We start from the raw sequence: 12,140 nt of genomic DNA, 5'->3' as shown, positions 1-12,140 counted from the left end.
TCCTTTACGCGAGGCCGAGGCCACCGACCACCAGGTCGATGATCTTGATGCCGACGAACGGGGCGAAGAGGCCGCCGAGGCCATAGACGGCGAGGTTGCGCGCGAGCAGCGGCCCGGCCGCCATCGGCTTGTAGGCCACGCCCCTGAGCGCCAGCGGCACCAGTAGCGGAATGATGATCGCGTTGAAGATGATCGCGCTGAGGATCGCCGATTGCGGCGTCGCCAGCCCCATGACGTTGAGCACGCCGAGCCCCGGATAGAGCGCGACGAACATCGCCGGGATGATCGCGAAATATTTCGCCACGTCGTTCGCGACCGAGAAGGTCGTCAATGCGCCGCGGGTCATCAGCAACTGCTTGCCGAGGCCGACGACCTCGATCAGCTTGGTCGGATCGCTGTCCAGGTCGACCATGTTCCCCGCCTCGCGCGCGGCCTGCGTGCCGGTGTTCATCGCCACGCCGACGTCGGCCTGCGCCAGCGCGGGGGCGTCGTTGGTGCCGTCGCCGCACATCGCGACGAGCTTGCCGCCCTGCTGTTCCTTGCGGATCAGCGCCAGCTTGTCCTCCGGCGTCGCCTGCGCGAGGAAGTCGTCGACCCCCGCCTCGGCGGCGATCGCGGCGGCGGTCAAAGGGTTGTCGCCGGTAATCATCACCGTGCGGATGCCCATCGTGCGCAGTTCGCCGAAGCGCTCGCGGATGCCCGCCTTGACCACGTCCTTCAGGAAGATCGCGCCGAGCAGCCGGCCGTCCTTGGCGACCGCGAGCGGGGTGCCCCCGGCGCGCGCGATCTCGTCGGTGATGCGGCGCAACTCGGTCGCCGCGGCGGTCGCACCCGACCCTTCGTTGGCGCGCAGGATCGAATCGACCGCGCCCTTCTGGATCAGCGTGTCGCCGAAGCGGACGCCGGACACGCGGGTCTGCGCGGTGAACGGGATGACCTCCGCCCCCTGCGGCATCGGCCGCTGCAGATCGAACCTGTCGCGGGCGAGCACGACGATCGAGCGGCCTTCGGGCGTTTCGTCGGCCAGGCTGGCGAGCAATGCCGCCTCGGCCAGCTCGGCGTCGCTGGTGCCCCCGACGCTGCGGAACTCGCTCGCCTGCCGGTCGCCGATCGTGATCGTCCCGGTCTTGTCGAGCAGCAGCACGTCGACGTCCCCCGCCGCCTCGACCGCACGGCCCGACTTGGCCAGCACGTTGAAGCGGACGAGACGGTCCATGCCCGCGATGCCGATCGCCGACAGCAGGGCGGCGATCGTCGTCGGGATCAGCGTGATGAGCAGCGCGGCCAGGATCGCGACCGGGATGCCGCCGCCGGCATAGCTCGCAAACCCCGGGATCGTGCCGACCGCGATCAGGAAGATGATCGTCAGCCCGACGAGCAGGATCGTCAGCGCGACCTCATTGGGGGTCTTCTGCCGCTCGGCGCCCTCGACCAACGCGATCATGCGGTCGAGGAAGCCCTTGCCCGGCTCGACCGTCACTCGCACGCGGATCTCGTCGGAGATGACGCGCGTGCCCGCGGTGACGGCGGAACGGTCGCCGCCCGCCTCGCGGATCACCGGCGCGCTTTCGCCGGTGATCGCGGCCTCGTTGACGCTTGCGACACCCGAGACGACCTCGCCGTCGGAGGGGATCAGGTCGTTCGTCTCGACCAGCACGATGTCGCCGACCTTCAGCTGGCTGGCGGGCACGTCGTCATAGTGCCGCCCGTCACCCTTCAGCCGCCTGGCGACGAGTTCGGCCTTGGTCGCGCGCAGCGACGCCGCCTGCGCCTTGCCGCGCCCTTCGGCGAGCGCCTCGGCGAAGGTGCCGAACAGCACCGTCAGCCACAGCCAGACCGCCAGCTGCGCCTTGAAGGCGAAGGTCAGGTCGTCATGACCGATGACCAGCAGGATCGTCATCAGCGCCGCGACCGCCGCGGTCACGAACATGACCGGATTGCGGACCAGCTCGCGTGGATCGAGCTTCAGGAACGATGCCTTGATCGCCGGCACGACCAGGTCGGCGGTGAACAGGCTCTTGGATTGGGCTTTTGCCATGATGGCCCCCGTGTCAGAACAGCTGGCCGCGGATCATCGCGAGATGATCGGCGATGGGACCGAGCGCGAGGCTCGGCAGGAAGGTGAGACCGCCCAGGATCAGCACGATGCCGACGAGCAGCCCGACCCACAGGCCGCCGGTGGTCGGGAACGACCCCGCGCTTTCCGGCGTGTACTTCTTCGCCGCCAGGCTGCCGGCGATCGCCAGCATCGGCACGATCACGAAGAAGCGCCCGAACCACATCGCGACGCCCAGCAGGCCGTTATAGTACGGCGTGTTGGCAGTCAGACCCGCGAACGCCGAACCGTTGTTCCCGACCGCGCTGGTGAAGGCGTAGAGAATCTCCGAGAAGCCGTGCGGCCCCTTGTTCAGCGGCCCGGCCAGACCCTGTTGCAGTACCGACGACAGCGACGTCAGCCCCAGAATGACGAGCGGCAGCACCGCGATCGCCAGCACCGCGAGCTTCACCTCGCGGCTCTCGATCTTCTTGCCGACGTACTCGGGCGTCCGGCCGACCATCAGGCCCGCGACGAACACCGCCAGGATGGCGAACAGCAGGAAGCCGTAGATCCCTGCGCCCACGCCGCCGATGACGACCTCACCCAGCTGGATGTTGAAGAGCGGGATCATGCCGCCCAGCGCCGTGAAGCTGTCGTGCATGCTGTTGACCGCACCGCACGAGGCGGCGGTGGTCACGACCGAGAACAGCGCGCTGGCGGCGATGCCGAAGCGGACTTCCTTGCCCTCCATGTTGCCGCCTGCGACGCCGAGCTGGTGCAGGATCGGGTTGCCCGCGGCTTCCTGCCAGTAGGTGACGGTGACGCCGGCGAGGAACAGGATGACCATGGCGGAGAGGATCGCCCAGCCCTGCCGCGTGTTGCCGACCGCCTTGCCGAACGTCCAGGTCAGGCCGAAGCCGATCAGGAAGATCGACAGCATCTGGACCAGGTTGGTGAGCGCGGTCGGGTTCTCGAACGGATGCGCGCTGTTCGCGTTGAAGAAGCCGCCGCCATTGGTGCCGAGCATCTTGATCGCCTCCTGGCTGGCGACGGGGCCGAGCAGGATCGACTGGCGCGCACCCTCCAGCGTGTTCACGTCGACGGCGCCGGCCATCGTCTGCGGCACGCCCGACGCGATCAGGAACAGCGTGTAGACGATGCAGATCGGCAGCAGCAGGTAGAGCGTGACGCGCGTCACATCGGCCCAGAAATTGCCGATGGTCGCCGCGCTGCGCCGCGCGAACCCGCGGAACAGCGCGAAGGCGAGCGCGATGCCGGTCGCGGCCGACAGGAAGTTGTGGATCGTCAGCCCCAGCATCTGGCTGAGGTTCGACATGGTGCTTTCGCCGCCATAGCTCTGCCAGTTGGTGTTGGTCGTGAAGCTGACCGCGGTGTTGAACGCGAGGTCGGGCGAGAGGCCGGCCAGCCCCTGCGGGTTGCCGGGCAGCACGCCTTGCAGGCGGAGAACCGCATAGGTCAGGATCAGCAATGCCACGTTGAACAGCAGCATGTGGATCGCATAGCGGCGCCAGCCCTGCTCGGCGTCCGGATCGATGCCCGACAGCCTGTAGAAGCCGCGCTCGACGGGGCCGAGCACCATGTGCAACGGCGTCCGCCGCCCCTCGTAGAGCGCGTGGAGCCATAGCCCGATGGGCTTGGTGAGCGCCAGCAGGATGCCGACGAAGAGAAGGATCAGGAACCAGCCCTGGAGTGTCATGGATCGCCTCCCTTCAGAAGCGTTCGGGGCGGATCAGCACCGCCACCAGATAGACGAGAAGGCCGATCGCGGTCAGCGCCGCCAGCCAGAGATCGAGCGTCATGGCCGGGCCTCCTTCACGCGTTGTCGCACAGGCGGGCATAGGCGAGGGTGAGCGCGAACAGCCCGATGATGATCGCGATCCAGAGCAGGTCCTGCATGGAAGTCCTCCGATGGTCAGAAGGCGGCCGTCAGCGAGACCACGACGGTGCCGCCGGCGATGTTGCCGGTGCCGTCCTGGCCCTTGCTGAAGCTGGGGCGGAGGTACGTCGCCTCCCGGTCGGAAATGTCGGTGTCGACGTAGCTGACGTTGACGATCAGGTTCCTGTACGTGGCATCGGCGCCGAGCGACCAATCCCAGTATCTGCCCGTCGGCGAGACGGCGGTCGCGTTCGGACCCAGGCCATCCTGTCCCCAGCTATGCCCGATATGCGCCTTCGCCGTGACCGGCGTGCCCGGGATCGCCGCGGCGCCATCGCCCCACAGGTAGAGGTTATCGTCCTTCGCGCCGGGATGGTTGTAGACCCCGTTCGCGGCATCGTTCCCGGTGTCGTACCATTTGCCGATCGCCTGCTGCCTGGGCGCATAGGCGACGCCTGCGGTCAGCGTGGCCGGACCGGCGGTGCCGGTCAGCTTGGCATAGGGCTCGGCGAAGTCGGTCCTGTCCGCGCCGCCCGGGTACATGTACCAGGTCAGTCCGACGTCGAGCGTGGCATTGTCGGCCAGCTCCGCCTTGTAGCCGCCGATCAGGTCGAGCTCCATGTTGGCACCGCCGAACGTGCCCCAGCCCGCGAGGTTCGACGCCCAGGTGCCGACATAGAGGCCGCTTTCATGCGCGACGGTGATCCCGCCCTGCACCGCCATCTGCTGGTCGGACTGCGACACGCCGCGGAATCGATAGTCCGACGCGATCGTGGCAGAGCCGCTGACGGTAAGGGCGGGGGGCGGCGCCGTCTCGGCCGCTGCCTCCGCCTTGTCGTCGGGCGTCGATTGCGCCTGAGCCGCCGCCGGGAGCGCGAGAACCGCGACGGCGACGACCGCTTGATACACCTTCATTCCTGCACCCCTTACGGAGCGATCGTCACGTGACGACCGCCTTCAGGGACGCGCGATTAGGCCCATATCGCGTAGCATTTCGAGAGCGATTCCGGGAAATCGCATAGTGCTGGCATATAGATGTCGCTTTTTCACCGTCGCTGCCCGGATCGGCCACAGGCCGGGATGCGGCAGGCCGTCAGGGCCGAATGGCGATCCAGCCTGCCCGGCATGACAGCGGCCCTTTACGGAAAATTCCCTCAGCCCGCTTCGGGGAGGCCATGGGACCGCGACAGATAGTGCCGGATGACCTTCTCGTCATCGATGAACCGTCGGCCGTTTCCGACACGATGTTCGATGTCGTCGTCCGTCTGTGCGTCGTCGGCGAGGATCAGTACCGGCACCGACTGGTGATCGGCGCCGATCAGGTCCGCAATGGCCCGGCGAGGCCTGGGAAAGTCGATGTAATGCACGTCGATCCGATCGCGAAGTTCGGGGAAGAAGCCCAGCATGCCCTCGACCGAGACGGAATCGCCGCAATAGAACGGGCCCAGTCCGGCATTGACGAAACCGGGCTTCATGAGAAACAGGGCATCTTTCATCTAACTTTTCCTTGTCGAAGCTGTTTTCTTATCCGCTCCATCCCGAGCACGACGCCGGTCACGCTGAAGATAAAGCCGAATACCAGGGGAACCAGAACCGTCGCCTTCCGCCAACGCTGGTGGTCCGAAAGCCCCGGCACGTTGAAGGTGTGAAGCGCATAGTAGATCCAGGCATATGCCTTGCGACTGGGATCCATCACCGTCAGGATCCTGCCGTCCGCGCCGTCGATGGCGATGTCCGGCCTGATACCCCCGGGATCGGTCATCAGGATGGCCGTCGCGGGCCAGCCCTCGGCCAGCGCATAGAGGCTGGTGGGTGGGACGCGTCGGGAAACCGATCCAGGGCCGCCGGGCCACCCGGCAGCGACGCCCTGTCGCGCGAAATCGAGCAGCGCGGCGTCAGGGACCACAACTCCGTCGCCCAGGACGCGGCGCGCGGTGCCCGCGGGCCACCATCCGGTCGCCAGCGCACGTCCGGCGACCTGGGTGAAGCCGATCTCGTGCGCACCGCCAAGGGCCCGCAACGCCTGCGGATCGATCGCGAAGCCTCGTCCTGCCGTCATGCCCTGGTACCGGCGCGCCTGCGCCTCTAGCGGTTGCCCGCGCGAGAAGAGCCTGCCGTGATCCATTGACAGCCAGCCGCTCAGGATCCAGCCCAGCACGAAGATGCCGGCGAACAGGCCGAGCAGGTGATGCCAGCGCATCCAGCGAAGCCGGTAGAAGGTGAGCGAAGGCCGCCGCTGCCGCTGCGCGGCGATCGTGCGGACGATGCCGAGCACGGTGCCGGTGACCGCGACGATCAGCGCCACCAGCGACACCCACCAGACCGTCCGGTCCCAGGCGGTGAAATCGGCGCGCAGCGGCGTGAAATAGGCCCAGTGCAGTACCGCACCGATCCAGTTCCAGCCCCGCCCCGCGGCATCGGTGCGCTGCATCAGCTCCCCGCTGCGCGCGGAGAGATAGTAACGCGTGCCCGCTGCATCGTTCGCGTCGATGCGGTAGAAGGGGCGAAAGGCGTCGAAGCGGTTGTGGACGATCCATTGATCGTAGTCCGCCGGCGGACCGACCGTCGCGCCGGGCCCGATCGCGTCGACGGCGATCCGCCGCGCCGCACCGGCAGACAGCAGCGGCAGCGCGGCCCCGGTGCGCGCGTCGATCGCCCGGGAAATATCATTTTCCCCCGTCACGACATAGGCGGGGCGCTCGCCACGCTGCACCAGCCGTACGCCGGCAGCGCGCGTTCCGGCCGCCGCGATCGCGGTGCCGGGCGACACCCGCACCGCAGCCACGTCGACCGCACGCTCCAGCGCGAGCTGATCGGCGCGCGGCAGCGAGGGAAACGGCATGAACAGCAGCACCGCGCCGCTCGCGAACCACAAGGCGAAGATGACGCAGGTGGCGACGCCCAGCCAGCGGTGGAGCCACGCGACGTTGCGCGTCGCCCGCTCCTTCAGCCGCCGCAGGTCAGAAGCGCGCAAGGAGGCTGGCCTCGAAGCGGCGCGGTTCGCCCAGCATCACCTGCGAGGGGTAGAAGACGCTCGCCCATTGCACGAACTTCTTGTCCCACACGTTGTTGACACGTCCCGTGATCGACCAGCGCGGATCGATCGCCCATGTCAGATAGACGATGCCGGTGGCATACGGCTTCAGCACGAGGTCGTTGGCGGTGTTGCCGTAGCGCTTGCCGATGTAGCGCACGCCCCCGCCCGCCTCCAGCGGCAGCCCGGCCAGCTTCTGGACGGTGGTCCACAGGTTGCCGGTCCACATCGGCACGTTGGGCGGACGGTTTCCGGTGGCATCGATCCCGGCATTGGGATCGACGAAGCGCCCGTATTCGGCGTCGGTGTAGGCGCCGCTGGCGATCAGCGTCCAGGTCGGGGTCGCCTTGAACTCGCTCGACAGCTCCAGCCCGCGCGACTTCTGGCTGCCGACGTTGCTGAGCGTGTCGGTCCCGATCAGCGTCAGTATGTCGTTGCGCCTGATGTCATAGGCGGAGAAGGTGACGGAGCCGCGCCCGCCCATCAGGTCCGCCTTCACCCCCGCCTCGAACTGGCGCGAGCTGCTCAGGCCGAAGTTCTGCCCTGCGTTGACCAGGAAGATGTTGTTGCCGACCGGGTCCTTGCCGGTAGTGAACGAGGCATAGGTGCTGACGCCCGGCGCGACGTCGTAGACGAGGCCGACGCGCGCGTTGAACAGCTTGTACGTGCGCTGGAAGCTGCTTCCGGTATTGAAGCTGCCGTCGACGTTGTAGTTCTCGCGCGTCAGCATCAGCCGCTCGACGCGCCCGCCCGTCACCAGCTTCAGCGCCGGGGTCAGGCTGAGGATGTCCTCGGCGAAGAGCGCGCCCTGATCCCAGCGCGTCGGGCTGACGCGCTTGACCAGCGGACCGAACGTGCCCGGGGTCGGGCGGAACGGATCGACGCTGTCGCCATCGGGGAAGCCGCGCGAGCGGACGAAGTCGAGGTGGCTGTAGTCGATGCCGACGATCAGCTTGTTGTCCAGCCCCGCCAGCTTGTGCGCGAAGGTGGCGGACAGCTGGTCGCCGACGATGTCCTGGTTGTGAAAGACGAAGAAGCGATCGCGGTCGATCCTCTGCGTCGTCGGATTGAAGACGAAGTTCTCGGCGTTGATCCATTGCCGCTCGGCATGGAAGTAATAGGCCGTGTTCGACAGCGTCACGCTGTCAGACGGCGACCAGTTGACCACCAGCCGCGGCCACACCTGCCAGCTGTGCGCGCGGCTGTCCGACACGTTGTAGTTGACGAAGCGGGTGCGCGCATCGACCACGAGCCCCTTCGACGAGGACAGGATGCCGCGGATCGGATCGGTGCCGAACGACGCGGGCACCAGCGGGGTGCCGAAGTAATTGGACAGATTGTCCTGGAGGTAATCGACGCTCAGCTCGACCGACAGGTCGCTGCCCGGCCTGTACAGCAGCGCGCCGGTGGCGTTGAACGAGTTCGAGCCCGAATCGTCGACATAGCCGCTGGAGCGATGGTAGCTGACGTCGGTGCGCAGCGCGAGCGTATCGCTCAGGATGTGGTTGCCGCCGATGCCCAGGCTGACCGTGTCGAACGTGCCGTAGGACGCGAGCGCCTGCAGGCTGTCGGCGCGGAAGTCCGGGCTCTTCGTCACGACGTTCACCACGCCGCCGACGGCACCCTGTCCGTAGAGGACCGACGCCGGCCCCTTCAGCACGTCGATGCTGGCCAGGTTGAACGTGTTGCCGGGCCGGTTGATCATATCCGCCGGGCCGACGTACAGGCCGTTGCGCAGCAGCGTGATCTGGCTCCCCTCGAACCCGCGCATCGAGAAGATCGCCGGGCCGCCCGGTGTCCCGCCGGAGGTGACGCCCGGCAGGCTGACCGTCGCCTCCTCCACCGTGCGGAAGCCGCGCGTCAGGATTTCGTCCGCGCCGATCTGGTCGATCGTGCCGGGCGTCTCGCGGATCGACAGGCCCAGACGGCTTCCCGTCCCCGTCTCCTCGTCCAGCTGGCGCAGGCGCCATCCGGTGACCGTGATCTCGCTGTCGGCCTGATCGCCGGCGCCGGCGGTGTCCCGCGGCGCCTGTTGCGCCAGCGCCGGACCGGCGATGCAGGCGGCAAGGGCGAACAAAGATGTTCGCACGACGTGGTTCTTAAGCAAGGCATGCATCGTCAAACCCCCCGATGGTGATCGAATCATTCCCCGGCTGCGATATTCTTATATTTGTATAGTCAATAGAGCGTGACCGGGCTAAGGCCGGTCGTCAAGGCGGGAATTGTCGCACCTGCGAAATAATCGCCCGATGCCGTTTGCGGGCGGGCGGCGAACGCGGCAGCATCGTCGCTGGCCGCCGATCGGAATTTAGGAGCTTGGATGCTGGCGCATACACCCGACGAGATCGCGACGGGCAACGGCGGGGCCGACCTGCGCATCCCGCGACTGGACGGCGACGGACCGCTGTGGCTCCAGATCCGCCGTTCGCTGGCGCAGGCGATCCTGAGCGGCGACTGGCCGGCGGGAACGAAGGTGCCGCCGGAGCTGTCGCTGACCCGGCATTACGACACCTCGCGCATGACGGTGAACAAGGCGATCCAGAGCCTGGCGACGGAGGGTCTGGTCGCGCGCCGGCCCAAGCTGGGCACCGTCGTCACGTCGCGGGCGCGCGAGCGGCCGGTGTTCGAGATCTGGGATGCGGCCGATGCCGTGCGGCGGGTCGGCGGCCATTACGGATACCGGCTGCTGGAATGCGGCATGGCGGGCGCGGACGAACCGATGCGCGAGGAGCTCGGACTGGCCGCCAGGGTGCCCGCGATCCGCATGCTGTGCCTGCATTCCTCGGACGGTCGCCCGTTTCAGCTGGAGGAGCGGCTCATCAACATCGCCGCCGCGCCGCGCATCACCTGCCAGCCGCTCGACGACGTCAGCCCCGGCCAATGGTTGCTGGCGAATGTCCCCTGGACGGAGGCACGCCATGCGGTGACGGCGCGCGGCGCACCGCCGGAGGTGGCCGCGCATCTGGCCCTCCCGCAGCACGACGCCTGCCTGGTGGTGGAGCGCCGGACCTGGAACGAGGAGGTCCCGGTCACGCTGGTGCGCTTCTGGTATCCGGGCGGGGATCATCGGCTGGAGGGGCAGTTCCGCCCCTCCTGGTAGCGACCCGGGCCGGATCGACATTCGGCCCTACCGCCTGCAAACGGCGGTTCCGCGCGCTGTGCGGTGCCCGCGTCCCGGAGGGACGCTGCACTACCGTCATCCCGGGTCAAGCCCGGGGTGACGGCGAGGAACCGAACCTCTGTTCCACCAGACTAGCGCCGCTCGATCGTGAGGTGGGCGAGTTCGTGGACCGGCGCGAGCCGGCGTTCGATCAGATCGCGCGTCACGTCGGCCTGTCCGACGACGCTGACGATGGCGGCATGCGCCTGCGGGCCCACCCGCCAGACGTGAAGATCGGTGATCCGCGCATCGCCGGATGCCTCGACCAGCTCGCGGATTTCGTCGGCGACGTGATCGTCCGTCCGGTCGAGCAAGATGGCCGATGTGTCGCGCATCAGCGTCCACGACCAGCGCGCGATGACGATCGCGCCGACGATCCCCATGACCGGGTCCATCCAGACCCAGCCCAGATATCGCCCCGCGACGAGGGCACCGATGGCGAGCACCGAGGTCAGGGCATCGGCAAGGACGTGGATGTAGGCCGAGCGCAGATTGTTGTCGCCGGCATGGGCATGACCGTGATGATGCCCGTGCCCGTGCCCGTGCCCGTGCCCGTGCCCGTGCCCGTGCCCGTGCCCGTGATGGTGGTCGTGACCATGATCGTGCCCGTGTCCGCCCGACAGCAGAAAGGCGGAGGCGATGTTCACGAGCAGGCCGACGACCGCGATCCAGATGGCCTCACCGAAGGCGACGTCGATGGGCTGGAAGAGGCGGGCGACGGACTCGACGCCGATCGCAAGCGATATCAGGCCCAGCACCATGGCCGACGCGAACCCGGCGAGATCGCCGACCTTGCCGGTCCCGAAGCTGTAGGCCGGATTGCGGGCATGGCGCTTCGCATAGGAATAGGCGGCGGCCGCAACGGTCAGCGCGCCGGCGTGCGTCGCCATGTGAAAGCCGTCCGCCAGCAGCGCCATCGAGCCGGTCGCATAGCCCGCGATGATTTCGCCGATCATCATGACGGCCGTGAGCGCGACGACCCAGCGCGTCCGGCGGGCATGTTCATCGTGCGCCGCGCCCAGGAAGACGTGATCGTGGGTATGGGGGTCGAGCTCTGACAGGGTGGCCATCGGCGGTCCTACTTCGCGTAACGGCGGATCACCGCCAGCAGTTCGTCTGCGCCCTCGGCACGCTCCTCGTCGCTCAGCCCGGCGCGCGCGACATGCGCTTCCAGGTGCTCGGCGATGATCTCGTCCATCAGGCCGTTCACCGCGCCACGAACGGCGGCGACGAGATGCAGCACCTTGGTGCACGAGGCGTCGGCGATCAGTTCGCGTTCCACGGCGTTCACCTGACCTGCGATGCGACGAACGCGCGCGACGAGATCGGAGTTGGTCCCGGTAAGGTGCGACATAGCCATACCCCCTATGCCTATCTGCCGCCCATCGCAACGGGTTCGTTTGCGAAGGGGTTCAGCGGAGGGGCAGCACGCTGCGCTGGTTGTGCTCGGCCTTCTTCGCGCTGGCCGGGACCTCGTCGCGAGACCTTCAAGGATGAAGCGGGTCGATCTCCGCCATCAGGACGGACGCGTCCCCCGCCAGATGGCGGCCGATCCCGACCGCGGCGGCATCGAGGCGCTTCAGGTGATGCGTCGTGCCGTCGATCCGGAAGCGGGCGTCGCGGGAAGCGACGATGACGGTCGCCGCGGCGCCCGTCACGATCCCGTCGTCTCGCAGCGGCACGACCGAACCGAGGAATCGCCCGCGTCCGGTCATCAGGTTGAGCGCGATCGCATGGCCCCCGAGCGGCCGCGCAAGGACCGGCGCGCTGCCCGGGAAGCGCACCGGGGCGCTGCCCGGTTCGAGGAGCACGGGTCCGTGTCCGAGCCCTTGCAGCAGCAGGCGTCCCGACAGGACGGCAAGGTGACGGTCCAGGTCGTCGAACCGTGAGAATGGGCCGTCTTGGGCAATCGTGGCGATGCTCACGCGCCAGTCGGGCATCCCGACGAGCGGCGAGCGGCAGACTTCCTCCGTCGTGCCGCCGCCATTCTTCCACGACACGGTCGATCGTC

11 protein-coding genes are annotated in these 12,140 nt (G+C 67.8%); 1 reads left to right on the top strand and 10 read right to left on the bottom strand.

Annotation, left to right across the window (positions count from 1 at the left end):
• Nucleotides 1–4: 4 nt before the first annotated feature.
• From kdpB to PGN23_RS03535, 7 genes are all read right to left on the bottom strand, one after another.
• Complete coding sequence (gene kdpB / locus PGN23_RS03565; protein WP_335301460.1) at nt 5–2,038, bottom strand: potassium-transporting ATPase subunit KdpB; 2,034 nt, start codon at nt 2,036–2,038, stop codon at nt 5–7.
• Between the two features lie 13 nt (nt 2,039–2,051).
• Complete coding sequence (kdpA, locus tag PGN23_RS03560; protein ID WP_335301459.1) at nt 2,052–3,755, bottom strand: potassium-transporting ATPase subunit KdpA; 1,704 nt, start codon at nt 3,753–3,755, stop codon at nt 2,052–2,054.
• Between the two features lie 13 nt (nt 3,756–3,768).
• Nucleotides 3,769–3,858, bottom strand: a complete 90-nt coding sequence (gene kdpF, locus PGN23_RS03555; protein ID WP_019517694.1) for a K(+)-transporting ATPase subunit F — start codon at nt 3,856–3,858, stop codon at nt 3,769–3,771.
• Between the two features lie 113 nt (nt 3,859–3,971).
• The gene (locus PGN23_RS03550) at nt 3,972–4,850 is read right to left on the bottom strand and encodes a TorF family putative porin (RefSeq protein ID WP_335301458.1); all 879 of its coding nucleotides are present in this window, start codon (nt 4,848–4,850) and stop codon (nt 3,972–3,974) included.
• A 239-nt stretch (nt 4,851–5,089) separates the two neighbouring features.
• On the bottom strand, nt 5,090–5,431 hold the full coding sequence (locus tag PGN23_RS03545; RefSeq protein WP_335301457.1) for a DUF3088 domain-containing protein: 342 nt from the start codon (nt 5,429–5,431) through the stop codon (nt 5,090–5,092).
• Nucleotides 5,428–6,909: a PepSY domain-containing protein gene (locus PGN23_RS03540; RefSeq protein ID WP_335301456.1), complete on the bottom strand. Its 1,482-nt coding sequence runs from the start codon at nt 6,907–6,909 to the stop codon at nt 5,428–5,430. Before PGN23_RS03540 ends, PGN23_RS03545 begins: the two co-directional genes overlap by 4 nt.
• A complete protein-coding gene (locus tag PGN23_RS03535; RefSeq protein ID WP_335301455.1) occupies nt 6,896–9,058 on the bottom strand; it encodes a TonB-dependent receptor in 2,163 nt (720 codons plus the stop codon). The genes PGN23_RS03540 and PGN23_RS03535 overlap by 14 nt, the downstream gene beginning before the upstream one ends.
• Nucleotides 9,059–9,289: 231 nt before the next feature.
• Here PGN23_RS03535 and PGN23_RS03530 point away from each other — a divergent pair, with 231 nt between their 5' ends.
• A complete protein-coding gene (locus PGN23_RS03530) occupies nt 9,290–10,069 on the top strand; it encodes a UTRA domain-containing protein (protein WP_335301454.1) in 780 nt (259 codons plus the stop codon).
• A gap of 152 nt (nt 10,070–10,221) precedes the next feature.
• Here the strand turns inward: PGN23_RS03530 and dmeF are convergent, their stop codons facing one another.
• From dmeF to PGN23_RS03515, 3 genes are all read right to left on the bottom strand, one after another.
• Nucleotides 10,222–11,199 (bottom strand): CDF family Co(II)/Ni(II) efflux transporter DmeF, encoded by a 978-nt coding sequence (gene dmeF, locus PGN23_RS03525; RefSeq protein ID WP_335301453.1) that lies wholly within the window; start codon nt 11,197–11,199, stop codon nt 10,222–10,224.
• 8 nt (nt 11,200–11,207) lie between these two features.
• On the bottom strand, nt 11,208–11,483 hold the full coding sequence (locus PGN23_RS03520) for a metal/formaldehyde-sensitive transcriptional repressor (RefSeq protein ID WP_335301452.1): 276 nt from the start codon (nt 11,481–11,483) through the stop codon (nt 11,208–11,210).
• A gap of 133 nt (nt 11,484–11,616) precedes the next feature.
• Nucleotides 11,617–12,129: a HutD/Ves family protein gene (locus PGN23_RS03515; protein WP_335302069.1), complete on the bottom strand. Its 513-nt coding sequence runs from the start codon at nt 12,127–12,129 to the stop codon at nt 11,617–11,619.
• Nucleotides 12,130–12,140 lie beyond the last annotated feature (11 nt).

Origin of the sequence: Sphingomonas adhaesiva, from assembly GCF_036946125.1 — a bacterium.
Lineage (GTDB): Bacteria > Pseudomonadota > Alphaproteobacteria > Sphingomonadales > Sphingomonadaceae > Sphingomonas > Sphingomonas adhaesiva_A.
This window is presented reverse-complemented; position numbering and strand designations above follow the sequence as displayed.